This window comes from Buttiauxella warmboldiae (genome assembly GCF_003818135.1).
GTDB classification, from domain to species: Bacteria; Pseudomonadota; Gammaproteobacteria; order Enterobacterales; family Enterobacteriaceae; genus Buttiauxella; species Buttiauxella warmboldiae.
Genome location: NZ_RPOH01000021.1, coordinates 128,882 through 155,039, shown reverse-complemented (window position 1 = coordinate 155,039; position 26,158 = coordinate 128,882). Strand labels below are relative to the sequence as shown.

The 26,158-nt window shown below is 53.3% G+C and carries 27 protein-coding genes and 1 tRNA gene; 8 read left to right on the top strand and 20 right to left on the bottom strand.

All coding sequences use genetic code 11. From position 1 onward, the window contains the following. Nucleotides 1-71: 71 nt before the first annotated feature. The 9 genes from EHN07_RS06855 to EHN07_RS06815 all read right to left on the bottom strand — a co-directional run bounded on the left by EHN07_RS06855 (nt 72) and on the right by EHN07_RS06815 (nt 5,862). Nucleotides 72-464 (bottom strand): DoxX family protein, encoded by a 393-nt coding sequence (locus EHN07_RS06855; RefSeq protein ID WP_124023427.1) that lies wholly within the window; start codon nt 462-464, stop codon nt 72-74. 210 nt (nt 465-674) lie between these two features. Beyond that, nucleotides 675-965: a YqjK-like family protein gene (locus tag EHN07_RS06850; RefSeq protein ID WP_124023426.1), complete on the bottom strand. Its 291-nt coding sequence runs from the start codon at nt 963-965 to the stop codon at nt 675-677. Beyond that, on the bottom strand, nt 962-1,360 hold the full coding sequence (locus EHN07_RS06845; protein ID WP_124023425.1) for a phage holin family protein: 399 nt from the start codon (nt 1,358-1,360) through the stop codon (nt 962-964). The genes EHN07_RS06850 and EHN07_RS06845 overlap by 4 nt, the downstream gene beginning before the upstream one ends. 2 nt (nt 1,361-1,362) lie before the next feature. Then, nucleotides 1,363-1,668, bottom strand: coding sequence for an ElaB/YgaM/YqjD family protein (locus tag EHN07_RS06840; RefSeq protein ID WP_124023424.1), 306 nt, complete (start codon nt 1,666-1,668; stop codon nt 1,363-1,365). A gap of 70 nt (nt 1,669-1,738) precedes the next feature. Next, nucleotides 1,739-2,107, bottom strand: a complete 369-nt coding sequence (locus tag EHN07_RS06835; protein ID WP_124023423.1) for a DUF1090 domain-containing protein — start codon at nt 2,105-2,107, stop codon at nt 1,739-1,741. A 170-nt stretch (nt 2,108-2,277) separates the two neighbouring features. Continuing rightward, the gene (mzrA, locus tag EHN07_RS06830; RefSeq protein ID WP_124023422.1) at nt 2,278-2,655 is read right to left on the bottom strand and encodes an EnvZ/OmpR regulon moderator MzrA; all 378 of its coding nucleotides are present in this window, start codon (nt 2,653-2,655) and stop codon (nt 2,278-2,280) included. Nucleotides 2,656-2,665: 10 nt separating this feature from the next. Next, nucleotides 2,666-3,328, bottom strand: coding sequence for a DedA family general envelope maintenance protein YqjA (gene yqjA / locus EHN07_RS06825; RefSeq protein ID WP_124023421.1), 663 nt, complete (start codon nt 3,326-3,328; stop codon nt 2,666-2,668). 335 nt (nt 3,329-3,663) lie between these two features. Then, a complete protein-coding gene (gene exuR, locus EHN07_RS06820; RefSeq protein WP_124023420.1) occupies nt 3,664-4,440 on the bottom strand; it encodes a transcriptional regulator ExuR in 777 nt (258 codons plus the stop codon). A 126-nt stretch (nt 4,441-4,566) separates the two neighbouring features. Continuing rightward, nucleotides 4,567-5,862 (bottom strand): MFS transporter, encoded by a 1,296-nt coding sequence (locus EHN07_RS06815; RefSeq protein ID WP_124023419.1) that lies wholly within the window; start codon nt 5,860-5,862, stop codon nt 4,567-4,569. A 488-nt stretch (nt 5,863-6,350) separates the two neighbouring features. On the opposite strand from EHN07_RS06815, the gene uxaC reads away from it, so the two are divergent. The 3 genes from uxaC (at nt 6,351) to EHN07_RS06800 (ending at nt 9,891) form a co-directional block, all read left to right on the top strand. Further along, complete coding sequence (gene uxaC, locus EHN07_RS06810; protein WP_124023418.1) at nt 6,351-7,760, top strand: glucuronate isomerase; 1,410 nt, start codon at nt 6,351-6,353, stop codon at nt 7,758-7,760. 18 nt (nt 7,761-7,778) lie between these two features. Continuing rightward, the gene (locus tag EHN07_RS06805; protein ID WP_124023417.1) at nt 7,779-9,266 is read left to right on the top strand and encodes a UxaA family hydrolase; all 1,488 of its coding nucleotides are present in this window, start codon (nt 7,779-7,781) and stop codon (nt 9,264-9,266) included. 88 nt (nt 9,267-9,354) lie between these two features. Continuing rightward, nucleotides 9,355-9,891 carry a YgjV family protein gene (locus EHN07_RS06800; protein ID WP_124023416.1) on the top strand — a complete coding sequence of 179 codons (537 nt, stop codon included), beginning with the start codon at nt 9,355-9,357 and terminating at the stop codon, nt 9,889-9,891. A gap of 42 nt (nt 9,892-9,933) precedes the next feature. On the opposite strand, the gene sstT is transcribed toward EHN07_RS06800, so the two are convergent. The 3 genes from sstT to EHN07_RS06785 form a co-directional block, all read right to left on the bottom strand. After that, nucleotides 9,934-11,178 (bottom strand): serine/threonine transporter SstT, encoded by a 1,245-nt coding sequence (gene sstT, locus EHN07_RS06795; protein WP_124023415.1) that lies wholly within the window; start codon nt 11,176-11,178, stop codon nt 9,934-9,936. A gap of 359 nt (nt 11,179-11,537) precedes the next feature. Then, the gene (locus tag EHN07_RS06790; protein ID WP_124023414.1) at nt 11,538-12,506 is read right to left on the bottom strand and encodes a TerC family protein; all 969 of its coding nucleotides are present in this window, start codon (nt 12,504-12,506) and stop codon (nt 11,538-11,540) included. 268 nt (nt 12,507-12,774) lie between these two features. Next, nucleotides 12,775-13,773 (bottom strand): Gfo/Idh/MocA family protein, encoded by a 999-nt coding sequence (locus tag EHN07_RS06785; protein WP_124023413.1) that lies wholly within the window; start codon nt 13,771-13,773, stop codon nt 12,775-12,777. Between the two features lie 31 nt (nt 13,774-13,804). On the opposite strand from EHN07_RS06785, the gene EHN07_RS06780 reads away from it, so the two are divergent. Beyond that, nucleotides 13,805-13,993: a hypothetical protein gene (locus EHN07_RS06780; protein ID WP_124023412.1), complete on the top strand. Its 189-nt coding sequence runs from the start codon at nt 13,805-13,807 to the stop codon at nt 13,991-13,993. A gap of 29 nt (nt 13,994-14,022) precedes the next feature. After that, nucleotides 14,023-14,107 (top strand) — tRNA-Leu (locus EHN07_RS06775). A 149-nt stretch (nt 14,108-14,256) separates the two neighbouring features. Here the strand turns inward: EHN07_RS06775 and EHN07_RS06770 are convergent. The 6 genes from EHN07_RS06770 to EHN07_RS06745 all read right to left on the bottom strand — a co-directional run bounded on the left by EHN07_RS06770 (nt 14,257) and on the right by EHN07_RS06745 (nt 20,825). Then, nucleotides 14,257-15,183, bottom strand: a complete 927-nt coding sequence (locus EHN07_RS06770; protein ID WP_124023411.1) for a tyrosine-type recombinase/integrase — start codon at nt 15,181-15,183, stop codon at nt 14,257-14,259. Next, nucleotides 15,173-16,786, bottom strand: a complete 1,614-nt coding sequence (gene mobH, locus EHN07_RS06765; protein ID WP_124023410.1) for a MobH family relaxase — start codon at nt 16,784-16,786, stop codon at nt 15,173-15,175. The genes EHN07_RS06770 and mobH overlap by 11 nt, the downstream gene beginning before the upstream one ends. Before the next feature lie 181 nt (nt 16,787-16,967). Beyond that, the gene (locus EHN07_RS06760; protein ID WP_124023409.1) at nt 16,968-18,041 is read right to left on the bottom strand and encodes an extracellular solute-binding protein; all 1,074 of its coding nucleotides are present in this window, start codon (nt 18,039-18,041) and stop codon (nt 16,968-16,970) included. A 20-nt stretch (nt 18,042-18,061) separates the two neighbouring features. Continuing rightward, nucleotides 18,062-18,898 (bottom strand): ABC transporter permease, encoded by an 837-nt coding sequence (locus EHN07_RS06755; RefSeq protein ID WP_124023408.1) that lies wholly within the window; start codon nt 18,896-18,898, stop codon nt 18,062-18,064. Next, the gene (locus EHN07_RS06750; RefSeq protein ID WP_124023407.1) at nt 18,895-19,761 is read right to left on the bottom strand and encodes an ABC transporter permease; all 867 of its coding nucleotides are present in this window, start codon (nt 19,759-19,761) and stop codon (nt 18,895-18,897) included. The genes EHN07_RS06755 and EHN07_RS06750 overlap by 4 nt, the downstream gene beginning before the upstream one ends. Further along, on the bottom strand, nt 19,758-20,825 hold the full coding sequence (locus EHN07_RS06745) for an ABC transporter ATP-binding protein (protein ID WP_124023406.1): 1,068 nt from the start codon (nt 20,823-20,825) through the stop codon (nt 19,758-19,760). Before EHN07_RS06745 ends, EHN07_RS06750 begins: the two co-directional genes overlap by 4 nt. Before the next feature lie 214 nt (nt 20,826-21,039). On the opposite strand from EHN07_RS06745, the gene EHN07_RS06740 reads away from it, so the two are divergent. Together EHN07_RS06740 and EHN07_RS06735 are read left to right on the top strand one after the other, a co-directional pair. Beyond that, a complete protein-coding gene (locus EHN07_RS06740) occupies nt 21,040-21,870 on the top strand; it encodes a glycerophosphodiester phosphodiesterase (protein WP_124023405.1) in 831 nt (276 codons plus the stop codon). A gap of 18 nt (nt 21,871-21,888) precedes the next feature. Next, nucleotides 21,889-23,001 (top strand): ROK family transcriptional regulator, encoded by a 1,113-nt coding sequence (locus EHN07_RS06735; RefSeq protein WP_124023404.1) that lies wholly within the window; start codon nt 21,889-21,891, stop codon nt 22,999-23,001. A gap of 31 nt (nt 23,002-23,032) precedes the next feature. Here the strand turns inward: EHN07_RS06735 and EHN07_RS06730 are convergent, their stop codons facing one another. Further along, entirely contained in the window at nt 23,033-23,203 is a 171-nt protein-coding gene (locus EHN07_RS06730) for a helix-turn-helix domain-containing protein (protein ID WP_341867463.1), read from the bottom strand. An 86-nt stretch (nt 23,204-23,289) separates the two neighbouring features. On the opposite strand from EHN07_RS06730, the gene EHN07_RS20465 reads away from it, so the two are divergent. Beyond that, nucleotides 23,290-23,439 carry a hypothetical protein gene (locus tag EHN07_RS20465; RefSeq protein WP_167467294.1) on the top strand — a complete coding sequence of 50 codons (150 nt, stop codon included), beginning with the start codon at nt 23,290-23,292 and terminating at the stop codon, nt 23,437-23,439. A gap of 157 nt (nt 23,440-23,596) precedes the next feature. On the opposite strand, the gene EHN07_RS06725 is transcribed toward EHN07_RS20465, so the two are convergent. After that, nucleotides 23,597-25,765: an extracellular solute-binding protein gene (locus EHN07_RS06725; protein ID WP_124023402.1), complete on the bottom strand. Its 2,169-nt coding sequence runs from the start codon at nt 25,763-25,765 to the stop codon at nt 23,597-23,599. Nucleotides 25,766-26,158: the final 393 nt, after the last annotated feature.

The window sequence follows — 26,158 nt, the reverse complement described above, 5'->3', positions numbered from 1 at the left end:
CGCCATGCCCGGCGCACACAAAAAAAGCGAAGGGATTAACCTTCGCTTTTAACAAAACTCAGTATAGAGGATTACCAGTTTTTCTTCAGTACGCGGTCGATGCTGTAGGCACCCGGTCCAAAGATAGCCAGCAACAGATAGCCACCAGCGATGGTGAAGTTCTTCATAAACATAGTTGAGTTCATGCCCTGGCTGAAATCACCGTGGAACAAGAACGCGGTCAGCAGCGTGAACACCGCGGTAATAATCGCTGTAGTACGAGTAAAGAAACCGAACAGAATCGCCAGGCCGCCGCCGAACTCAAGCAGAATGGTCAGCGGCAGCAAAAATCCCGGAACCCCCATCGCTTCCATATATTGCTGAGTGCCGGCATAACCGCTGATTTTGCCCCAGCCTGCCACGATAAACAGAATCGGCATCAGGATCCGTGCTAACAGAACGCCAGCATCATCTAATTTTTTCATTTTTACTCTCCAGCAAATCTCTTGTGGGTGCTATCAGCCCAGGGATGTTTGTTTTTGCAATTTCCGATAGTTACCGGTAATTGCGCTTTGCTGTGGAGGATAATAGACGGGACGTTATCGGATTGTTAGCAAGGAAAACTGTCGATGTTTTTCAAATTAGTTGAGCAAGCTCAGCAGTAAAAACGCCGCTTGCGGGAAGCGGCGTTAAGATCAACGTGATTGCTGCTCAATGGTGCTGCGGATCAGCCGCCAGGCGCTCCAGGCACCCAACCCGCGCCTGGCCCAGCGCATCAGGAAGCTTGGGTGGCGCACGGTCCAGATAGCCATTACGCTGCTGGCGATTAACGCATAGCTGCGCAAACTCAGTAGCGTACTCCAGCCGCGGTCATATGCGCCGGTCGCTTCGAGCCAGTCGCGTCTGCTGGCGCTTAAATCCAGGCGCTGCTGTTGGATCTGGCTGAGTAAAAATGCCTTACGCTTATCGCGCTCACGGTCGCTCATGGCTTGTCATCTTCCAGCAGCGCGCGGTCGTTTTCCAACTCCCGACGGGTATGGCGTAACAGCGTGGACCGGCGAGATTTACGCAGCGTCCAGATACCGCCAATCAAGGCTAAAGCCAGCAGTATGACGGTAGTCGCAATCATGGCATTTAAGCGATACTGCGGGTCGACTGCCCAGATAATCAGCACCATCAGACTCATTAAGCCAAATGCCGCAAACAACATGGTTAGCCCAAGCATCAGCAGCAGCTGAACGAGATGCGCCTTCTCTTCTTCCAGCTCCACCACGGCAAGGCGAACGCGCGTTTCCACCATTCCTACAATGATGGTGACAAGGCGCTGACCAATACCCAGTACGCCTTTACCTGGCCCTTGAGATTGATGGGATTCAGGCATAATTAACGACGCGTCAGCAGCACGCCGAGCACGACGCCAATCGCCGCACCAATACCGACGCCGGTCCATGGATTTTCACGGACATAATCGTCAGCTTTTGCCGCCGCTTCGCGGGTTTGTCTGGCAATGACGTCACCGGTATCCCCCAGGCGCACACGGCTCTCTTTCAGCGCTTTTTCTGCTTTGCCACGTAGCTTTTCAAGCTCGGATTTAGACTTATCCGTCGATGCGCTCAGCACCTCTTCAAGGGTATCTGCCAGGGATTTCAACTCAGCGCGCAAATGTTCTGATGTAGTATCTTTTGACATAGTTCTCTCCAGGTGTTTGAGGTCAGTCCTTAATACCCCACAGACTTCGCGCTGCGGGTATGGGGTAGTCTTAATAATCACGGGCCTGCAGGGTTTTCAGCTCATCTTCAGCTTCCGCCAGTTTTTGCTCCCGTTTGGTAATTTTATCGGCGTCGCCTTTTGCGTGCGCCTCTTGCAGATCTGCTTTCCGCTCGGCGATTTCAGCCTGCTGCTGGTTAATTTTCTTCTGATGCGCCGCGCGTAAACCGCTGTCGGTGCAATTGGCACGAACTTCCCGCAACGCTTTGTTCAGGCCATCGACGCGACTTTGATTCTGGTGTTTCTCCGCATAGCCAATTTCGCGCTGTATATCCCGCTCTTTTTCGCCGCACAGCGAGTTCGCTTGTGCGGCAGATGTCAGTGATAACAGGGCGATAGCCAATACGGTACGAATGTTCATGAGCGAAAACCTTCCATTGTGAATGTACGTTTAACCGCAAGGTTAACCACACATAGAATCCAGAAATTAGACAAAACCAATAAGTTGTAGCGAGTTAAGTCAAAACAAGCATAGACAGAAATTGAGTAAAAACCCAATTCCGATGACAAATTAGGATTTCAGGAACGGGGTTAGCCGATGCGGATATTTTCGTTGAGCACGCGCGTCAGCCAGTTGCTGGCGCTGTCGCCCTCTTCTTGTTGGGCGATGACATAGCCATGCGGCAGCGTTTTATACAGCACGGCTTTGGCCGCTTCGCTTTGCGCGCTTGAATCAAATTTAATCAATAAGGAGTTGTTGTCAGGGGTAATGCTGTTAAAGCGAATACCGTTGGCATTAAGGTGGTGCGAGACAAAAAAACCGTCCGGTATGCTGATGCCCTGCTGGCTGGAGCGAATTTCCAGGGTGGACTCCGTTGTCTGCATTCCCGACCAGATCAGGATTGAGGCGATGGCGATAACGCCTGTCAGTATCGTGGCCCGCAGACCACGAAAAAAGTGTGTTCTCATCGCATACCTCTTAACCACGGTTACCGTATTTTTTACGCCAAAGCACGATCAACGAACCGCACAGGCCAATGACCAGCAGCACGACGGGTAGCAGCATCAGGCAGGACATCAATGCATCTTCATACTTGAGGAATACCGGCGTTTTGCCGAGCAGGTAACCCAGAGTCGTCAGGATCAGTACCCATAACAGGCCGCTCATCCAGTTAAAGAACTGGAAACGCGCATTGTTCAGACCAGACAACCCGGCAATGGTCGGTAACAGAGTGCGCACAAAAGCGATAAAGCGGCCAATCAGTAACGCCGCCAGGCCATGCTTATGGAACAGATTATGCGCCCGCTGGTGATAGTGAGCGGGAAGATGCGACAGCCAGTTTTGCACGATCCGCGTGTTCCCAAGCCAGCGCCCCTGGATATAGCTCAGCCAACAGCCGAGGCTTGCGGCAGTGGTCAGTAAAAAAAGCGTTTCCGGAAAACCCATCGCCCCTTTGGCAATCAGCACACCCACTAAAACTAACAGGCTATCGCCCGGCAGGAAGGCGGCCGGCAGCAGGCCGTTTTCAAGAAATAAGATCATGAATAAAACAAAATAAAGCATGCCAATCATTCCTGGATTGGCGAGCGTTTCAAAATCCTGGCTCCAGAGAGCGTTCAACAGTTGCGTGAGAAGTTCCATTCAGTGTTCCTGGCACATCGGTTAAGACCGCTGACTAAGTCAGCCTGGTAGAGTGCGGCTTTATTGTCTGGTTTTGCTTGTCTGATTGCCGCTTACAATCCACCGCTTATTGCCTCTTCTTGCCACAGCTCCGTGTGAAGACGAACAGGCAGGTGTACAGCAAAGCGAACACCGACGATGAAATTGCATCTAATTGTAACAAAGCTCAGCCTGGAGCGTCACAGTATTTGTGCTTTGCCGGGAGTTGATTTTGAGGACTCACTGAGGGGCTGGCGAGGGTATTTACAAACGCTGACACTATTGGTTGGTTTGCTTACCCTCGCGCGGGGAAAGGGCTATTTTTGACTGTTTGCCGTGGTATCGAGATGAATTACCGGATTATCGGCAAATAAGTAGCGGTCCGCGTTAAATTCAAAATCATCGCTGGTGGCATCAAACAGCATCTGTTTGGTGTTCTCCAGATGCTGCCACATTGCCACTTTGGCCGCATGTGGATCTTTACGAATCAGGGCTTTAAGGATCTGGTCATGATCTTCACACCAGTTATCGGCGGTGCGCTTATCGATATGTTCATGAAGTTTTTTCCAGTATGGGTTGTGGATACGCTGGCTCCACATTTTTTCAACGACGGCTGCAAGGGCGCTATTTTGCGAGGCCAGGGCTACCTGAGTGTGAAAATGAAGGTCCCATTCTGAATCCTGGAAATTATGCTCATTACGGGCCATTTCCTGAATTTCCATCAGCTTGACAATATCTTGCTTGGTGACCTGAGTTGCCGCGAATTCCGCAATATTGCTTTCGATAAGCTGGCGAGCCTGCAGCAGCTCAAACGGCCCGAAACTGGCAAATTCAAACTGTTCATCAGGCAGGCTGGAGTATTTGGCCTGATTGGCCATCACGTGGATGCCGGAGCCTTTGCGGACTTCAACGTACCCTTCTACTTCCAGCATGATGATAGCTTCACGAACCACAGTGCGGCTCACGTTCTTTTCTTCAGCAATAAAGCGCTCTGCCGGGAGTTTTTCCCCAACCAGATAAACACCGTTTTCGATGCGTTGTTTAAGTTCAGCGGCTAATTGCTGATAAAGACGACGAGGTTCCATAACTTCCATCTGTAGCTCCGGGAAAAATCCTGCGGTTAACCTAATTTGTTATACCACTTTTCAAAGTTCGGCTCCACATTCTGGCTACATAAAAGCCGCCCGTAGGCGGCCTGATGTGCAAAATTTAGACCGCGATTAAGCTAACGCTTGTTTCGGTTTTTGCTGCTCTTCTAACTCACTGATAGGTTTGTTTTGCAGCACGGTCCAGATAACGATAGCCCCCAGCACATCGAAGACTGCCAGTGCGGCAAACAGCGGGCTGAAGCCAAGGGTATCAGCCAGCGCGCCGACGACCAGCGCAAACATTGTACTTGCGGTCCAGGCAGCCATACCGGTCAGGCCGTTCGCCGTTGCCACTTCGTTACGACCAAATACGTCAGAAGAGAGTGTGATCAGGGCGCCAGACAGCGACTGGTGAGCGAAACCGCCAACGCACAGCAGAGCGATTGCAACATATGGGCTGGTGAACAGGCCGATAGTCCCAGGCGCAATCATCAGTAACGCCCCCATGGTGACGACCAGTTTACGGGAAACAATCAGGTTAACGCCGAATACGCGCTGGAACAGCGGTGGCAGGTAGCCGCCAACGATACAGCCAAGGTCAGCAAACAGCATTGGCATCCAGGCAAACATCGCGATGTGTTTCAGGTCAAAGCCGTAAGCTTTAAACATGAACAGTGGGATCCAGGCGTTGAAAGTTCCCCAGGCTGGTTCAGCCAGGAAGCGCGGCAGAGCGATACCCCAGAACTGACGGTTCTGCAGGATTTTCCATGCGCTCATTTTTTTGCTGTTGTTGGTCTGGTGATGAGCTTCCTGACCGCCAATGATGTACTCACGCTCTTCTTCAGAAAGACGTTTCTGATCGCGCGGGTGTTTGTAGAAGACAAGCCACGCCATTGCCCATGCAAAGCTCAGGACGCCGGAGATGATGAAAGCCATCTGCCAGCTGTGCATCACAATCGCCCAGACCACTAATGGTGGAGCAATCATACCGCCAATAGAAGAGCCGACGTTAAAATAACCTACGGCGATGGAGCGCTCTTTAGCCGGGAACCATTCGCTACTGGCTTTCAGGCCAGCCGGGATCATGGCAGCTTCAGCGGCACCCACGGCGCCACGCGCAATGGCCAGTCCACCCCAGCTTCCCGCCAGCGCCGTTGCGCCACAGAAAATTGCCCATGCGACAGCAAAGAATGCGTAGCCGACTTTAGTACCAAGCACATCGAGCGCGTAGCCTGCAACAGGCTGCATGATGGTATAGCAAGCCGAGTAAGCTGCGATGATATATGAGTATTGCTGAGTAGAAATATGCAGCTCTTCCATCAGAGTAGGTGCTGCCGCAGCAATAGTATTACGTGTCAGATAACCCAGAATGGTGCCCATAGTGACCAGAGCTATCATGTACCAGCGCAAGCCTTGAATCTTTCGCATTTCGAATTTCATCCCGTCTTGAAGACAGCTGCATATGATGCAGCCGCACGTCCGGCACTGCTGCCAGAGCGTTTGATCTATAAGAGGGTTCATAACCGGGGTATCACCCGGTACGACCCGTACCTTGCCATATATAAAAACTGCCAGTGGCAATTCCGGTTTCCGTACCGTTTTGCGCTGTTCGTGGTATCAGCGTCTGATGTATTTCCATTACTTAAGTATTGCGACGGCAGAAAGATAACTTGTCATACAGCTTCAAAAGTTGAGTGATATCACAAAAGTGTCGATCAGCTTACTCTTAGGGAGTACAGGCTTTCAGGCCAGAAACGGCGCGGGATACGGGTTCTTTTTACACAGAATATTAACAATAAAAGTATGGTTTTTGTGATGAACATCTCAAAAATCCACTCGGCCTGCGTAAATTGGTGTGATAACTTTATTTGCATTATGCGTAAGCATCGAACTGCTATGAACAGAGGAACCCTACAATGGCCCAGTTTATGACTGAAGATTTTCTCCTTGATACCGAATTTGCCCGCCGTTTGTACCATGAGTTTGCAGCCGATCAGCCTATTTTCGACTATCACTGCCACCTTCAACCGCAGCAGGTTGCAGAAGACTATCGTTTTAAAAACCTGTATGACATCTGGTTAAAGGGCGATCACTATAAGTGGCGCGGCATGCGTGCTAACGGTGTGGAAGAGCGTCTGTGTACTGGCGATGCCTCTGACCGTGAGAAATTCGATGCATGGGCTGCAACGGTTCCGCACACTATCGGCAACCCGCTGTACCACTGGACCCACCTCGAACTGCGTCGCCCGTTCGGCATCACCGGCAAGCTGCTGTCGCCAGCCACTGCTGATGAGATCTGGAACGAATGTAACGAGCTGCTGGCTCAGGACAACTTCTCTGCGCGCGGCATCATGAAACAGATGAACGTGAAGATGGTCGGCACGACTGACGATCCCATTGACGATCTGCGTTTCCACCGTCAAATCGCATTAGACGCGTTTGAAACCAAAGTGCTGCCAAGCTGGCGCCCGGACAAAGCGTTCAATATCGAACAAGAAACCTTCGTTGAATACATGGGTAAACTGGCTGAAGTTTCTGATACCGACATCCGTCGTTTCAGCGACCTGCAAGCGGCCCTGAGCAAACGTCTGGACCACTTCGCGGCACACGGCTGTAAAGTTTCCGACCACGCATTAGACGTGGTTCTGTTTGCGGAAGCAGACGAAGCGACTCTCGACGGTATCCTGGCACGTCGTCTTTCTGGCGCGACCCCAACCGAACATGAAACTGCCCAGTTTAAAACTGCGGTTCTGGTTTGGCTGGCGGCAGAATATACCCGTCGCGGCTGGGTTCAGCAGTACCACATTGGCGCGCTGCGTAACAACAACCTGCGCCAGTTCAAACTGCTGGGGCCGGATGTGGGCTTTGACTCCATCAACGACCGCCCAATGGCTGAAGAGCTTTCTCGCCTGCTCAGCAAGCAGAATGAAAACAATGAACTGCCAAAAACTATCCTGTACTGCCTGAACCCACGCGATAACGAAGTGCTGGGCACCATGATTGGCAACTTCCAGGGCGAAGGGATGCCGGGCAAGATGCAGTTTGGTTCTGGTTGGTGGTTCAACGACCAGAAAGACGGCATGGAGCGTCAAATGACGCAGCTGGCGCAGCTGGGTCTGCTGAGCCGTTTTGTTGGCATGCTGACTGACAGCCGTAGCTTCCTGTCATACACCCGCCACGAATACTTCCGCCGCATTCTGTGCCAGATGATTGGCCGTTGGGTTGAAGCAGGCGAAGCGCCAGCGGACATCAAACTGTTGGGTAGCATGGTAGAAAACATCTGCTTTAACAACGCCCGAGACTACTTTGGCATTGAACTGAACTAATCAGGCTCTGAGGTTGATATGCAATACATCAAGATCCATACGCAAGATAACGTCGCCGTTGCGTTAGTGGACCTGGCTGAAGGTGAAGCCGTTACCGTTGAAGGTGCAGAGATAGCGCTGCGCCAGCCGGTGGGGCGTGGCCATAAATTTGCGCTGGTTACCATTGCGCAGGGTGAGAACGTGGTTAAATATGGCCTGCCGATTGGCCATGCGTTAGCCACGATTGAAGCCGGGGAGCACATTCACTCGCATAACGTGCGCACGAATCTGAGCGACCTGGATGAGTATCGCTATCAACCTGATTTCCAGACGCTGGCAGGCCAGGCTGCAGACCGCGACATTGAGATTTACCGTCGCGAAAACGGCAGCGTGGGAGTGCGTAACGAACTGTGGATCCTGCCAACCGTGGGCTGTGTTAACGGCATCGCGCGTCAGATCCAGAACCGTTTCCTGAAGCAGAATCACGATGCCGAAGATATCGACGGTGTGTTCCTGTTCAGCCACCCGTTTGGTTGTTCGCAGCTGGGTGAAGATCACATCAACACCCGCACCATGCTGCAAAACATGGTCCATCACCCGAACGCGGGCGCGGTGCTGGTGATTGGCCTGGGTTGTGAAAACAACCAGGTGAGCGCATTCCGTGAAACGCTGGGCGAGTATGATGAATCCCGCGTGAAGTTCATGGTTTGCCAGCAGCAGGACGACGAAGTAGAAGCCGGCCTTGAGCAGCTGCAAGCGCTGTACGAAGTGATGCGCAACGACAAACGCACGCCGGGCAAAATCAGCGAGCTGAAGTTTGGCCTGGAATGCGGCGGTTCTGACGGTTTGTCCGGTATTACCGCAAACCCAATGCTGGGCCGTTTCTCCGACTACATGGTGGCTAACGGCGGCACAACCGTACTGACTGAAGTCCCGGAAATGTTTGGGGCGGAACGCATTCTGATGAGCCATTGCCGCGATGAAGCCACGTTTGAGAAAACCGTCACCATGGTGAACGACTTCAAACAGTACTTCATCGAACACAACCAGCCGATCTACGAAAACCCATCACCAGGGAACAAAGCTGGCGGTATCACCACGCTCGAAGAAAAATCGCTGGGCTGCACGCAAAAAGCCGGCGAGAGCGAGGTTGTCGACGTGCTGCGTTATGGCGAGCGCCTGAAAACGCCAGGCCTGAACCTGTTAAGCGCGCCGGGTAACGATGCCGTTGCCACCAGCGCGCTTGCCGGTGCGGGCTGCCATATGGTGCTGTTCAGCACCGGACGCGGTACGCCATACGGCGGTTTTGTGCCGACGGTGAAAATCGCCACCAACAGTGAACTGGCGACGAAAAAGCCACACTGGATTGATTTTGACGCGGGCAAACTGCTGCACGGCAGCGACATGAATACCCTGCTGAGCGAGTTTATCGACACCATTGTTGATATCGCCAACGGCAAAAAAACCTGCAATGAACGTAATGATTTCCGTGAGTTGGCAATCTTTAAAAGCGGCGTTACGTTGTAAAACCTCAGGCAGGTGCTAACATGAAACGGCATTTTGATACTCAGAATGCCGTTTTTTTTCGCCTCGATGTTACTCACAAGGATTTGTCATGACCGCGTATTGGGTTGCCCAGGGCGTCGGCGTTTTAGCCTTTCTGGTCGGGATTACCACCTTCATCAACCGCGATGAACGGCGTTTCAAGCTACAGCTGGCGGCATACAGCGCCATCATCGGCGTTCACTTCTTTTTAATGGGGGCAAGCCCGGCGAGCATGAGCGCGGAGCTTAACGCCCTGCGCACCGTGATTTCTCTGCGCACCCGCAGCCTGTGGGTAATGGGGATTTTTATCACGCTAACCCTGGGGCTAGGTTTATCTAAATTCAACCACGCGATGGAGCTGCTGCCGATTTTCGGCACCGTCGCCAGTACCTGGGCGCTATTTCGCTGCAAAGGGCTGACCACGCGCTGCGTGATGTGGTGCTCCACCGCGTGCTGGGTCACGCATAACTTCTGGCTGGGATCGATTGGCGGCACGCTAATCGAAGGGAGTTTTCTGGTAATGAATGGCCTGAATATCATACGCTTCTGGCGGATGCAAAGACGCGGTATCGACCCGTTTAAGGTCGAAAAAGAGGTGCAGCAATAAGAAGGGTCACTCCCTGCCTCGTAAGACAGGGAGCATTGAGCATTAGCCGCGTAACGGGTTTTTATCAGCCAGGCGCGCGTCCTCTGCCTGGCAGGCCGCCGCGGTAAACAGCACGTCAGTTGAGGAGTTCAGCGCAGTTTCGCAGGAGTCCTGCAATACGCCGATGATAAAGCCGACTGCAACCACCTGCATGGCAATCTCATTCGGAATACCGAACATGCCGCAGGCCAGTGGGATCAGCAGCAGCGACCCCCCTGCTACACCCGATGCGCCACAGGCACACAGGGAAGCCACCACGCTCAGCAGCAGCGCCGTTGGCAGATCTACAGGTACACCCAGAGTATTCACCGCCGCCAGAGTCAGCACGGTAATGGTGATGGCCGCGCCTGCCATATTAATGGTTGCGCCCAATGGGATGGAGACCGAGTAAGTATCACGATCCAGGTTCAGCTTTTCACACAGCGCCATATTTACGGGAATGTTGGCTGCGGAACTGCGGGTAAAGAAGGCAGTGACGCCACTTTCGCGCAGGCAAGCAAACACCAGCGGGTACGGGTTGCGACGAATTTTCATAAACACCAGCAGCGGGTTGATGATCAACGCCACGCCGAGCATACAGCCAACCAGCACCAGCAGCAGCTGCGCGTAGCTCCACAGGGTTTCAAAGCCGGTGGTAGCAAGCGTTGAGGCAACCAGGCCAAAAATACCGACTGGCGCTAAGCGAATCACCACTTTCACGATAAAGGTTACCGCATCGGAGACATCGTTAATCAGGTTTTTGGTGCTTTCGTTAGCGTGGCGCAGCGCGAAGCCCAGACCCACCGCCCACACCAGAATACCGATGTAGTTAGCGTTGAGCAGCGCATCGATCGGGTTAGATACCATGCTCAGCAACAAGCCACGCAGAACTTCAACGATGCCCGATGGCGGCGTGATATCTGTTGCGCCGGTGACAAGGTGCAACGTAGAAGGGAACAGGAAGCTGATCACAACGGCGGTTAATGCCGCAGTGAAGGTACCCAGCAGGTAGAGCACCAGAATCGGGCGGATGCTGGTTTTCTGGCCGTGCTTATGGTTGGCTATCGACGCCATCACCAGCATCAGAACCAGTACCGGGGCAACCGCTTTCAGCGCCCCAACGAATAATGTTCCGAGCAATCCTACGGCCACTGCCGCGGGTTTGGAAACTGCCGCAAGAGCAATACCCAGCACCAGTCCGACCAATATCTGCTTGACCAGACTGCCTTGTGCCAGGCGTTTAAGAAGACCCGGAGATTGTGTAGCCATTTGTAACCTTCCTGTGTGATGTGTCGTCCCATCCTGCGTCGGTACTCTGAGGTACTTAACTGACCGGATGTAAAGAAATGTGTGTGCCTGGTCGAGTATAAGGAAATGTCGCGAAGACGTAAGTAGTAATCACTGATTATTTCGGGATGGGCTAGATTTTATAACTAAATATTAACAAATATGTGACATTAGCGACAAATCATAAAACCAGGCCCGAGGGGCCAATTGACTTGCCGGAAGTGCGCAGGATAAAAAGAAAAACCCTGCCTAAACAGGGTATTGCTTGTGTGGGCAGGACAGCCGCGCCATCCAACCCGGATAACGCTGCCGCTTCCCTACCCCATCAAAGCGGGGAGGTATTACCTCGCCAGCTTCTTGCGATCGTTACGGTAGTTCACAAACGCGTTGAGGATCAGCGTAAACGCCAGAATACCGCCCACCACGCCAAGCGAAATCGCGATTGGGATGTGGTAGAAATCGACAATCATCATCTTCACGCCGATAAACACCAGAATCACCGACAAACCGTACTTCAGCATGGTGAAGCGCTCGGCCACGCCTGCCAGCAGGAAGTACATAGCACGCAGGCCGAGGATGGCAAACAGGTTCGACGTCAGCACGATGAACGGATCGGTGGTGACCGCAAAGATTGCCGGAATACTGTCGACGGCAAAAATCACATCGCTCAGCTCAACCAGAATCAGCACCAGCAGCAGCGGCGTGGCAAACAAAATACCGTTTTTGCGAACGAAGAAATGCTCGCCTTCGATTTTGTCGGTCATGCGCAGATGGCCACGGATCCAGCGCACCAGCGGCTTATCGCCAATGCCGCTCTCATCTTCTTTCGCCAGCGCCATTTTGATACCGGTGAACAGCAGGAACGCGCCGAACACATACAGCAGCCATTCGAACTGAGAAATCAGCCAGCTGCCGGCGAAAATCATAATGGTACGCAGCACAATCGCGCCCAGCACCCCGTAAACCAGCACCCGACGCTGCAGCGCCGCAGGCACGGCGAAGTAGCTAAACAGCATCAGCCAGACGAAGACGTTATCCACCGCCAGCGCTTTTTCAATCAGGTAGCCGGTAAGGAAGGCGAGAGCTTGTGTATCCGCCACTTCGCGGCCAGATGTTCCGGTGAGATACCACCAGAATGCCGCGTTAAACAGCAGCGAAAGCGAAACCCAGACCAGGGACCACACGGCCGCCTGCTTCATGGACATGGTGTGCGAGCCTTTACGCCCCTGTAAAAAGAGGTCGATAGCCAGCATGATGACGACCACGACGGCAAAACCGCCCCACAGTAATGGAGTGCCGACACTATTCATAAAAATGATTCCTATAAAAACAAAAACGGCCAACGTCGGAAGACGCCAGCCGCTAATGCTTGCAACAGGGATCTCGCCTTCCGGCAAGGTCTCACTTACAACGCGGAATGATTTTTTGGGTAAAAAACCATTCGCATTGCCCGGTAACCGGGTGCGCTAACACCGTAATGACGATTGACCGGCAATGAAGTTACTCCCCTTTGCGGGTAACAAAATATTACGGATGCTACAATCAGTCAACATTTTGCTACCCTGCTTTTACATAGCTTTACGCCGGTAGCTGTGTGGCAACATCATCCGCCGGGAATTTCACGCCCGTCTGGGCGCGGATCTCGGTTGTGAGCGCCGCGGTAGTACGCGACGTTACCAGGCCCGGATGATTCACTTCGTTATCGGCAACCAGACGAGAAAAAACTTCAGCTTCATACAGCATGGTATTGATGTGCTGCGGCTGCGTCAGATCCTGCGGCTTGCCGCCGCGTGGAATAAAGGTGATGCGCTGGCATTCAGAGATTTTCTCGATAACCAGCGACCCCGCCTCCCCCTGAATCTCACTTGGGATCGTTGAATCACTGACTTTCGAGTGCAGCAGATTCACATCAAAATCGCCGTAATCCATCTGCACCGAACCGTGGGCATCCACACCGCTTTCTAGCAGGCTTGCCGTGGCATGAACCGAATACGGCTCGCCCCACAGCGCAACTGCCGAAGCCAGGGTGTAAAAACCGATATCCATAATCGAGCCGTTCGAGAACGCCGGATTAAAGGTGTTTGGATTCTCACCGTCCAGATAACGCTGATAGCGTGAAGAGTACTGGCAGTAGTTGAGTAGCACTTTGCGGATCTTGCCGACTTTCAGCAATGCCTGCTGCAGCGCAATAAAGTTCGGCAAACTGGCGGTTTTAAACGCTTCGAACAATACCACCTGGTTTTCACGCGCGCAGGCAATCGCCGCTTCCACTTCACGCAAATTAGACGCCAGCGGCTTCTCACAAATCACATGCTTTTTATGGCTTAAAAACAGCTGCGTTTGCGCGCAATGCAGGGAGTTTGGGCTGGCGATATACACCGCATCTATCTCATCGCTCTGCGCCATCGCCTGCAGATTGGTGAACAGGTGCTCTACCAGATAGTCGTTGGCAAAAGCCTGCGCCTGTTCCAGCGAGCGGGAGTAGACGGCGGTGAGTTTATACTTGCCGCTTTCGTGGGCAGCATCGACGAACTGACGGGTGATCCAGTTAGTTCCAATAACAGCGAGGCGTATCATAAACGGGTGCTATCTCCGAAGGGGATGGTCTTTGAAAGACTATCATGATGTGGAGGGAAAACCAGTGCCGGGAGCCGCAGGTTTTGTCAGATTTTGGTGCCGTCATAAGGGCTTTGAATTAGTCTCAGTAATACAACAGACTGATGATGCGCTGATTTTTTCAGCACTCAGCGAGCAGAAGACAGAATGGAGCTTGCAAGGTGACTCGCGACAGGTATAATCCACAACGTTTTCCGCATACCTCTTCGTGCCGAAGTGGCGAAATCGGTAGACGCAGTTGATTCAAAATCAACCGTTGAAAGACGTGCCGGTTCGAGTCCGGCCTTCGGCACCAAAAGCTATGTGGGTAATCGAAAAACCTACAACAATCAATATGTTGTGCAATGAAGCTGGATGTTGACGGCAACTACAAAATAGCCGCATCTCCGGCTTTTTTTGTTTATAAAGCCTCGGGCCGGATCTTTTCACTCACTTCCTGTTTTGTCAATCTCTCTCCACGCAACTTCTGAGCATCTCGACATTGTGTTCAATATAGCTGAGCGTCACCTTAATATCGCGGTGGCCGAGCAGTTTCTGCGTGACATACAGATTTTGCTCTGGTTTCTGCATCAGTTCGGTGGCGACGGTGTGCCGGTAGCGGTGCGATGAAAAACGGCTGTGGCAGGCATCGCTGAGTTTGGCAAAGAAATAACTGACCTGATTTTCCGTCATTACTTTGCCCTGCCGTAGCGTCCGCCGACTGAAGCGGTTGATGTTGAACAACTGATCGTTTGGCCGCATGCCCTGTGTTTTAGCCTCGGCAAGTAAATGTTCCAGATAAGGTCGTAGCCGCGAGGCGATAGGAACAATATGTTCATCATGGCTTTTGCTACCTTCACTCTGAATAAACAGGGTGTCATAGACCAGATCGACGTCTTTAACGCGCAGATGAATAAGCTGGTTCAGACGGATAGCGGTGTAATTAAAAGTTTCGACCATGGCCAGCCAGAACCAGGCCGGATAGAACGGTGAACGGTAGCCTCGCAGTGTATTCTCCTGTTCAATAAAATGGTTCAGTATTTTGCGTGAGGCGAGGATCTGCTCGCGGGACAAGGTTTTCTTTTTCTTGCGGGATTCCCGAAGCGATGTTTTATGAAACGGATTGATAAACTGCTCCAGAAGGCCCTGTTCAATCGCAAAGTTATATAATGCCCGCATATGGCGCATATAGTGATTCCAGCTCACTGGCTTGATACCACGCACATTTAACAGATAGCTGCGCCACTCCAGTACCATATGAGGCGTGACTTCGGCGGGCAGGACGTTGCGCCAGTGGGTAAACTGATTTACCGCCGTGCGATAGCAGTCCTGGGTATCAGGGCGCAACAGTCGGGCAAAAAAATACTCTTCCAGGAGTTTTTCAAAGGTCATTTGCATCCTCTCCTTCACTGAGTAAGAGATGAGGGTTATTGAAGGGAATGTCATCTCCAAAAAGCGGCGTGGGATCGTCAAGAAGATATCCCTTCAGACGTGAGCTACGGCGCGGACCGACAACGGCGCAGTGCCAGATGTTTAGGCCGTTTTTTCTTTTTCGGTGAAGGTGCAGATTCTGAAATCCTTTCTGTACTTCCCGCCAGCGCTCCGCAGGTTCATTCTGGCCACAGGCGTCCAGCCAGAGTTTAAAAATACCGGGAGTGACCAGAAACGCCGTCCCGGCGACGGTGTGGATCCGGGCGTTGGGTTCGTTTATTTCCAGATGCTGCGCCCGGCAGTTATCAACCAGCCACTGCCAGAATGTTTCGCCCGAAAATGGCGTGTCATCTGGTTCGGTGGGTGATTGTTCCACAGGTGCGTCTCCTGAAACTACGGCTTCTGTCTCTTTTAGCGCTTCCGTTAACGGCGTAACTGTTCCACTAAAGATTGCAGGACGTTGCTGTGGATCCTCCCAAATCAGCGAAGGGGGGAAGCGCAATAGTGTGAGTTCACTGCTCCAGCCGCCGTTGGCTGCAATCCGGCAATGCCAGATAGCCTTGTCTACGCACGGGATCAGTAACTGATGCGTCTGCATCTCATCGAACAGCCGCACGTTATGCTGCGGTACGGCATCAATACCCTGGCGCAGCAGCCAGCCACGCATGGCATCGGCAGCGTTCTTGCTGACCAGCCACAATGCGTTTTCTGTCAGCCAGCCGTCAGAGCCACCGTTCGGGTTATTGAGCCGGAAGTCATGCGCCAGCAGGTCACGCAGGGCGGCGATTATTTGCTGCGGCAGTGAGGTTTGTGGGCGGTGGATAGCCTTAACTGGATCGCCACCGAGATTAAACGCCACCGATGCCCGGTCGGCTTTCTGCACCAGTTCACCTGCCAGCCCGGCATACTGATACTGTCCGTTCAGGCAGTGCAGCAGAGTGGATAATGCAGCGGCATCGGTGGCTAGCCAGTCGAGGCTTTCCGGGGGAATAAGTTGGGCAAGTAAAAGAGCTGCCGCAGCCGGATGGCGCAAGTAATCACGTTGCGGCAAATAACGGAACCGATAAGGCTGGGTCAGCGGACCATGCCATGGAAACCAGCGTTGCCCGCTGGCATCTTCCACCTCAATATCGGTGACAAGTTTGCCCACATCGTGCAGCAGCGCAGCGTAGATGATGACCGTTGTCCAGCGTTCGGACTGAGCAGCCTGATCTTCCGGTGCTGCATCAGGCGGAAAAAGATAACTTTGCCGCAGCCGTGCGGCATAACAGGCGGCTTCGAGGCTGTGATCGAGCAGACCGCCTGCATGGGCATGATGGTGGTTTTCCGAGGCGGGAAATGACTGCGCCAGTTCCGCAAAGCGGTGGAGCGGCGTTAACCAGAAGCGTTCAAACAATGAGGCGGGGAGCGCGGTGCTCTGGCGAATAAACTGGATAAGCTGCTGGCGCGATGAGACTGCCAGTAGTGTTTGCGAAGATTCAGGTTGCAGCCATCCCTCCGTGGCGTTCGGCTTACCGTCGGATGATGTGGTCTCTGTTTGTTTGCGCGTCAGCCATATCCGCATAATGGCCCTTTATACCCAATGGATTTCGGGTCGCGGGACTGCAACCCGAAAGACGAAGGGGGAGCCTTTTCCGGGCAAGCCCGTTATCCCTTCAACCCCTTCCCCTGAACCTTTTGCATTCTGCCTTTTCGCGTGGTCAGGTTCTGGGGGAAATTGTTTATAGCTGCACGCAAATTGAGGCTTACTGCATCATGACTTCACGCACAAACTCTTTTCTGAGCTGCGTACTGTACGCCTTGCCGTAAAACTGCACCGTGGCGTCCGGGCGCTTCACGTTCGGGCTAGTCTGTTTGATCATGGGGGTCGAACCAAACGCCTGATTCAGCGCTTTTTGCGTTTCGGGCAGAATCAGCCAGTTAAGGAACAGCCGTGATGCCGCCGGGTGTGGGCTGTTAGTGGCAATGGCCGCGATGTTACCGCCGCCGGGCATACCAAACACCGGCACGTAAAATTTCAGCCGCGAGGTGATGGCCCCAGTTTTTTGCAGGCCAGCCAGATGATCTTCCCAGGCGGGCGTCAGCATCAGCTCGCCGTCGTTCAGGCGAGTCAGGCTGTCAGCGCCGGAGGCGGTGCGGGTGATTTTGTCGCTGTTGGCGGCAAACCACTGCCAGCCTTTCTGCCAGCTTTTCACCACCGCCGGGTCAACGCTCTCCGCTTCGCTGTTAAACTCGCCGCCCTGAATAGTGACGATACGCTGGATAAACGCCTCTCCTGCGCCGCCGTTATTCGGGTCGTTATAGCCGAAACGCTTTGGATTGGCGTCGATAAAGCTTTGCAGTTGCTCCAGCGTCTGCGGCAGCGCCCGATCGCCCATTTGCTGCGGGTCGTAAGCAAACCCGGTCTGGTTGCCCCAGAACGCCACGGCGTAGCCCTGAGTATCGACGTTCTGAATCTGGTGAATGGCGTCGCCATAGCCTGGCAGATCGTCCACCTTCGCCAGCGCTTTCGCCCCCGTCGTTACCGGCAGTTGCGCTACCGACAGGGCGATGACGTCAATTTTGCCCTTCGCTTTGCCCGCTTCCGCCAGCAGCTTGTTCATATTGCCGTCAATGCTGCCTTCCGGGATGCGAACCTTAACGCCGTACTGCTGCTCAAAGCCCTTCACAAAGCTGCGCCACTGTGGATGTAGGTACCAGACGTTAAAGGTCACGCTGCCCTCTTTTTTTGCCTGTGCAACCAGCTCGGCATTATCCGCAGCCTGTGCCAGCGAGCTGCACAGCAACCCTCCGGCTAACATTATTAGTGCTTTTTTCATTATGTTTCTCCTGTAAAAGGTCAGGCTTTCCCCGTGGATTGCGACAGATAGTTCCCCTTCAGCAACTTCTCGATGATGACCATCAGGATGACGTTGGGTATTACCAGAATCATCGACACCACCGCTGCATCCGGGCGGACGAAGGAGTAGCCGAGGAAAGAGTAAAGAATGGTCGGGACGGTGATAAAATCAGGCGCGCCCAGCACGTATGAGATGCTGAACTCCTCCAGACTTCGCACCAGACAAAAAATCAGCGCCGCCAGGAAGCTCGGTTTCAGCAGAGGCAGATAGGCGTTACAGAAGGTGCCCCACGCGCCGGAGCCTAAGTCACGGCTGGCGTCGATCAGATCCTGCGGCACCGCCTTAAACCCTGCCGACATAATGCGGATCGAATAGGGTAGCGTCAGCACCGTATGGCCGATAACGATGCTGATAAAAGCGTTGTCGATATTGAGGTTGATGAGCATGGCGCTGAAGAAGATCCCGATCAGCATTCCTGGCATCACCAGCGGGATCAGCGTCAGCATCTCCGCCACCGCCTTGCCGCGAAAGGTCATGCGCCCGAAGGCATACGCGGTGGGCAGCGACAGCAGCAGGCTGACCACCGCCACCGCAGGCGCGATGGTGTAGCTGTTGAACAGCGCCTCGGACAGTGAGGTTTTCTCCCACACCAGCAGCCAGCGGCTGAAGGACAGCACAGGTGGGAAGATATCCGGATAGCTCCACGGATGGGCCGGGTCAACCAGCGACCAGAGGATCGCCATGCCGAACGGCATTCCCAGCCAGACCAGGTTGGCGGCCACGAAGAAGATCAGCGAAATCGTCACCACCCGGCGACCGTTGGCAGTGTGGCTCATTTGACCTCTCCTTTGCGGGTGGCGAACGGGGTAATCAGCGTGGCAATCAGCAGCGTGCAGATGGCCGCTGTGACCATAATGATCACCGCAATCACCGCCGCGTTATTCCACTCGCCGTACTCCATGGCGGTGGCCTGCATCAGCCGCGCCAGCGAATAGGTGTTGCGCGGCCCGGCCACCGAGAAGAAGGCGAAGTCGCCCAGCGCGCCGATAAACACCAGAATCAGCGTCACCTGCACGGCGGGCAGCGTCAGCGGTACCATCACGCCGGTAAAACTGCGCCAGCGGCTGGCGCCGAGATTGCTGGCGGCGTCCAGTACGTCGTTACGGATGGCGTTGACCGCGCCGCCGACGAGGATCAGGGCGAAGGGCAGGTTCTTCCAGATTTGCAGGATAACGACGCCCCAGCCGAAATCGTCGTTCTGCATCCGCCGCGGCTCGCTGATAATGCCCAGCGCCAGCAGCAGTTCGTTGATAATGCCGTGGTAAGCGACGATATTGACGAACAGGAATGCCGCCACTAGGCCGGGGATAAACATCGGCGCACGCAGCACCGCGATAATCCCTTCTTTACCGGCCATCGGTTTACGCAGCCATAGCGCCAGTGGGTAAGTAAAAATCACCGAGCCGAACGCCCCCAGCAGCGACACTTTCACCGAGTAGAACAGGGCGCTTTGCAGCACCTTGTCCTGCAACATATTGCGCCAGTACTCCAGCGAGAAATGGCTGTCGCCTTCGAGGTTGAACCAGCCCAGACTCTGGATGATCACCACGTAAAACGTCGATCCCATCAACAGCAGAATGGTGCCCAGCCCGCTGAGCATCAGCAGCCAGGCGACCGCATCGTTGCGCCAGTTTTTCATGATACCGGCTCCAGAAAATGGATGGCGTTTTCCGCCAGACGGAAGCAAGCGCGTTCGCCGGGTGCGACGGGCGGCTTTTTAATTAGCTGTAAACGGACCGATAACCCGCTGTCGTTGTGGCCCCAGGCTTCGGTGAGATTGCCCATAAAGGCCATTTTGTCAAGCGTCAGGGTGAAGTGGTTGTCGCCTGTTTGTGGCTGGCTGACATACTGCGCGTCTTCCGGTCGCCAGCAGATGTAGCAGTGCTCCGCGCGCGGCGACTGGTCTGAGAAGACATAAAACTCACCCAGGGCGCAGCGTACCCGGTAATAGCCCGGCTGCTCTGCGGGCGTGACCTGCGCGGTGTCGATATTGGCCGCGCCGATAAAGTCTGCCACAAAGCGGTTTGCCGGACGGTAGTAGATCTCCTCGGGCTTGCCGATCTGCTCGACGTTACCGGCGTTCAGCACCACGATTTTGTCCGACATCGCCAGCGCTTCCGCCTGGTCGTGGGTGACGTAGATCGAGGTGAGCTGGTACTGCCGCTGGAGTTCCTTGATTTCAAAACGCACGCTCTCTCGCAGCTTGGCGTCGAGGTTGGAGAGCGGTTCGTCGAACAGGATCACGTCCGGGCGGGTGATCATCGCCCGCGCCAGTGCCACGCGTTGCTGCTGGCCGCCGGAGAGTTGGGCTGGCATTTTCAGACATTGACTTTCCAGCCCCACCTGCTTCAGCGCCTCCGCCAGCCGGGCCTGCTGTTCGCTGATGGCGACCTTTTTCTGCTTCAGGCCAAAGCAGATGTTGTGCGCCACGTTGAGGTGCGGGAACAGCGCATAGGACTGAAAGCACATGGCGGTATTGCGCTTTTCCGGCGGTAGCGCGTTCACCGCTTTATCGCCAATCAGAATGCGTCCGCTGTCCGGCTGGTGAAAGCCACCGATCATTTTCAGCAGGGTGGTTTTACCGCAGCCGCTCGGCCCGAGCAGGGTCACGAACTCCCCCTCTTCGGCGCAGAACGAGATTTCCCTGGCGGCATAGAATTCGTCGAACGTTTTGGTCACTTGTTCCAGAACCAGTTTTGACATAAGCCCGTTTTCCGTCGGATGAAAGATGGCTATTAAATTTACACACTAAACATTAAATTTATGTGATGACGATCGTCAAAATTAAAACATGTACAACTATCAAAATTAACTTATTTAAAAACAAAGTCTTAATATCGGCTGCGAAGAAAATACTTTCGAATTTAAATTTAAATAGTAAAGTTAATAACCATCTTTCATTATGAGGAACTTAAAGATGGCGTTTAACTTTCACCGGGCGGCAGAGGGGATTGTGCTGGTCAACAGCCACCGGGGTTATTCCAGCTGCGCGCCGGAAAACACCTTTCCGGCCTTTGAAGCCGCCCGGCTAGCGGGAACCCACTGTATTGAAATCGATATCCACCTGACGGCGGATAACCAGCTGGTGGTCACGCACGATCACCGTATCGACCGGGTATCCACCGGGCACGGATTTGTGGAGCAGATGACGTACCCGCAGCTGCTGGCGTGCGACTTTGGCGTGAAATACTATCAGTCGTTTGCCGGAGTGCGCATCCCCTTGCTGGCGGACGTGCTGCGCTGGGCGGTGGAAAACGGCATGGGGCTGATTGTTGAGGTCAAACAACGCAACCGCCACGACGAGTTTGTGGCGGCGCTGGTCGCGCTACTGCGTGAACAGCCGGAGGCCATCGGCCATATCCAGCTACTGGGCTTCAACCATGTACTGATAAATCGGGTGAAGGCGCAAATCCCGCAACTGGTGTTACAGGTGGTGACGCTGGAGCGGTACAATAACCAGCTTGCGGCGGTGCAGCAGTCGAACGCGGGGTGCGTCTGCTTTGAGTTCGAGTTCGCCCATATCGACGATCTGCGGGCCTACAAAAACGCCGGGCTGGGCGTGCGGATGTATCTGCATGAAATGAAAAACGACATGACGCCGCTGGAGCAGTACGACTATAAATTCGGCTGTGACAGTCGTCCGGTGATTATCGGCTGGATGCAGGCGGGGCTGATTGATATGCTCAGCCACGATGATATTCCGTATTTGCAGGGGCTGATTGAAGAAGCCGGACTGCGCTGGGATTAGATAAAAATTAAGGACACCATGAACTCCCACTCTGAACGCCTTGAACTGCGCGGTTCGCAGCGTCTGCTGCTGGAACTGATCCGCCGCCACGCCCCGGTGACGCGAGCCGAGCTGGCGCGGCTGTCCGGGCTGACGGCGGGGGCGATCACCCAGCAGTGTCGGGAGTTGATGTTCTCCGGCCTGGTGGTGGAAGGGGAGCGCAATACCGGACAGCGCGGTCAGCCGTCGCTGCCGCTGCGCCTTAACCCCGGTGGTGGCTGCGCTATCGGGCTGTCGTTCAGCCCCGGCTTTATCGATATGACGGTGGTCGATCTCAGCGGTCGCCAATTATTGTCACTTTCCGAAGTTCATCAGGAGAACCAGCCGCTGGCGGCGACCCTTGCACAGATTAAAACCCTGGTGGAGCAGACGCTGAAAAAGCGCCAGCTCCAGCACGCGCGTATTCTCGGCATTGGTTATGCGGTGCCGGGCTTTCTGAAAGCAGACGGACGTAAGCGCCACAGCGTGCCGTGGCTGGAGAGCTGGCGCGAGGTGGATTTACAGCAGGCGTTTGCCGACAACCTGCCGTGGCCGACGTGGGTGGAGAACAATGCCAACGCTTCGGCGGTAGGCGAACTGTACAGCGGCGAATGGAATGCGTACAGCGATCTGACCTTTATCGACCTTGGCTACGGTATCGGCGCGGGGATTATCTCCGGGCATAAAATGCTGCGCGGCGGGTTCTGCAATGCCGGTGAAGTGGGGATGGCCTTTCCGTCGGGTACGCCGCGACCGTCGTATAAGGATCTGCTTACCACGCTGGAGCGTGAAGGGTTCAGTGAAACTCAGCTACCGGAGCTGATCGCCAGGCAGCATCCGCTGCTGGAAAGCTGGTTTGAACGCTGTCGTGGTCAGGTGGAGCAGACAGTGTTCGGCTGCGTGCAGTGGGTGGATCCGCAAATCATTGTACTTGGCGGCGCGATGCCGAAACCGATTATCAGCCGTCTGGTGCAGGAGCTGAATCAGCGGCTGGAAACCCGGCTCGACCCCAACCGCCCGAAAGTGAGGCTGACTGCGTCCTCGATGGGGGCACAGAGCGCGTCACGCGGTGCGGCGATGCTCCCCCTGTATCAGGTTATTAATGAGGACTGAGTTACAGAGGGACATATTTGCCGGCAATTCTTTATTGTTCATTTTGCCAGTCCATACCCAGAAGCTGTGCCAGACCGATCAATGCCACCACATCCAGACGCCTTTCCCCGCTTTCAACCTTAGCAATAAATGGCTGTGGCAGCTCTAATGCGGTCGCTATCGCGGTTTGAGTGATTGTTCGCCTGTCTCTGGCTTGTTTCAAGGCTGAAATCCTAGACTGGTGCGGGAAATTATTGCCGCTAAACAGCCAGGTGTGCGGGATGTATTTAGGTTAAATTCCCGGTAACCATGACCGGTGTTACTGCGTCACCAGTGGAGTCCAAAGACATTGAAATTGATTTTGGCCATGGCGATGGCGTTATGATCCCTATTTTTCTAGGCGCCAGCGGTATTATCGGCGAATCAAGTTTTATGGTTGAAATTGCACAGATACAATGAGTTAAATGAAACATGGCTCCGGCAGGGGCCATTTTCATTTTCAAAAGTTACTTTCATGGAAAGAGATTGAGCTGGCTGATTTAACGGAATGCAGACGATAAAAATACACGTGGAACAAAGCAAATTCACTGACTCGGGCGACTCCACTGACAGTTTATCATTCAACATATTCGAGCAGTTGCTGATTGATGTCATCGATCACCTGCTCGATGTTCTTAAGCGCATTGATAGCATAACTGACTCCTAGCCCAATCACACGTTCGGCACTGCGTAAATCAAACGGCGTGCCGTCATGCCAGCTGGATTCACGGATCCCTTTTGGCACATTTTCCTCCAGTGTACCGAACCAGGGATATTGTTGGATGATGAGTTGATTACGGCACATGCTTTTATGCGCGCTACTTCCGCCGAGTAAGACGCGGTGTTCAACAATTTCTTCGGAATAGAGCCAGTCGAAGAACAACGCGGTTTGACGGTGTTTTTTGCTGTAGCGCGATAGCCCTAACGAGCCGCCCCCTAATTGCGGTATGCCACCGGGCACGGACGCGTATCCCAGGGCCGGAAAGATAGGGCTGTGGGCTACATCATTGAACAGGTTCATGTAGGCAATTTGCATCGCTAACTCTCCCTGCTCAAATCGTTTGACGGCCGCGTTCCACCAACTCTCCTGTAAAGGCATACTGATGCTGAGCTGATGCAGGTAGTCCTGCAATGCCGCGATCGCGATATCCCTGTCCAGATGAGGAGGGCCGCTCTTTTTCAGCAACTGCCCGCCCATGGCGTAATAGCGGGTGAGGTATTCCGTGGCAATCAGCGCCGAGTTACCCAACGTCATTGACGTCCCCATGGGCCGCTGTGGGTTTCCTGGCTGGTGTAGCGCGGTAAAAAAATCTGCGATCGTATCAAAATCCTGAAACGTAGTCGGCACCTGCAATTCGCGGCCAAACTTCTCGTAAAACATGCGACTTAGCATCGTGTCGTGAAACAAGTCCTGACGATAAAAAAGCAATTGGGAACTGGCATCAAATGGCACGGCATAACTGATCTGATGAACCTTACAATACTTATCTATGATGTGCTTGTCATAGTTGTCTAGCAAGCCGGGTAATGCAGGCAACACATCATCAAGCGGTGTCAGAATACGATGGGCAAACCAAGGCAGTGCGGCGACATCCAGACGCAGGACATCATAGTAGGGGTGCGCGTTCAAATTGGACAGTATATCGAACAATTCATCATAGGGGAGCGTGACCAACTGGACATTAATCCCCGTCTGTTTGTAGAAATGAGGTAGTAGTTTGTTCAGTGCATCCGACGAGGGGCTGGGCAACAACAGTACATTGAGTGAATCTGAAACAGGTGATGGTGCTCGCGTTTCTAAAGCGCTGAGTTGGGAGAAGCCGCGGTTATGAATGAATGTTGGCAAGGTTGCTGTGGGTATACTGGCTAGTGTTTTGGCAATGACTGTGGCCAACTCCTGATAATTCATCTGATAAAAATACTCACCCTCCTGCTGCGGTTGCAGGCTATCACTTAGCTTGTATAGGACTGGGGTATTGGCCCGATTCCTCAGGGTATTGGCAATGACACTGTACCGGGCTTTTTCGTTGTCCATGGCAATAATGGCGTCGGGCGGGCCATCGCGAAATAGCTCAAAGGCCGCTTTATAACTTTCCGCTGCGGGCGAATTACACACCATCACCCGACGGGAGGGACCCAATGTGCGGGTTAATTCCCGAATGAATGCCTCAACATCATGATAATGGATAGGGTCAGTGAGCACGCCGACAGTTGAAAAATCGCGGTGGCGGATCTCGTTCCCAAGCTCCCGGGCTGCTTGAGTATAATCTAGAGTGATGTGGGTTGTCGCCCCTAATGGCCTGCGGTAGACAAAGATGATTTTTGTCTGCGGCAACTTGAGTGTTTGATAATATTCATCGGCTCGCTCTAGGCAAGAGACGGCAATGACAGCCTGGTACCCTTTACCCGCCAGTTTTTTTAAGATCGTTCTTTCCGTTGCAGCTACATCATCGGTTAGATATAAGTCAAGCTCGCCATCAAAATGCCCCTTCAACGTCTGATGGAGACCCTCATACAAGTGATGGTGCTGCTCGGCATGAATGTTCGGCACGACCAGCGCAAACGCATTGCGGCTTTTGGCACGTAACAGTTGGGCTTGGGCATTCAGTTCATAACCCATTTGTTGTGCTGCTCGTATCACTGCCTCGACTTTTTCGACACTGACATTACCTCGTCCATTGAGTACATTGGACACGGTCCCATGGGAGACGCCTGCCAAGTTTGCCACATCTTTGATTGTCGCCACCCCTCACTCCCCACGTTAAATAACATATTTAATATCAATAAATTAGTTTAATAGTGACCAAATAACAAGTCAACGCAGCATGCGAGGTAAGGCTCTGTCGACGTTTGCGCAACAAGTTCAATTGAATCGTTCCAAACAACATCAGTTATCTCCATTTAAATAAATAATAGCAATATAAATGATGTTTATAATTATATTCATATGATAAATAAGAATATATTATTATTTACGTGAATCCTGTCACACAGGTTCATAGGTAGTGTTGATGTATTTTTGCATTAATGTATTTTGGAACGTGTCAATTGTGATTTCTTGGGTTTGACATTGTGCGTTACAGCATCTTCATGTCGTTCCCTATTATCATGAAATGAAGGCTGTTCCTGCTACCTAGAG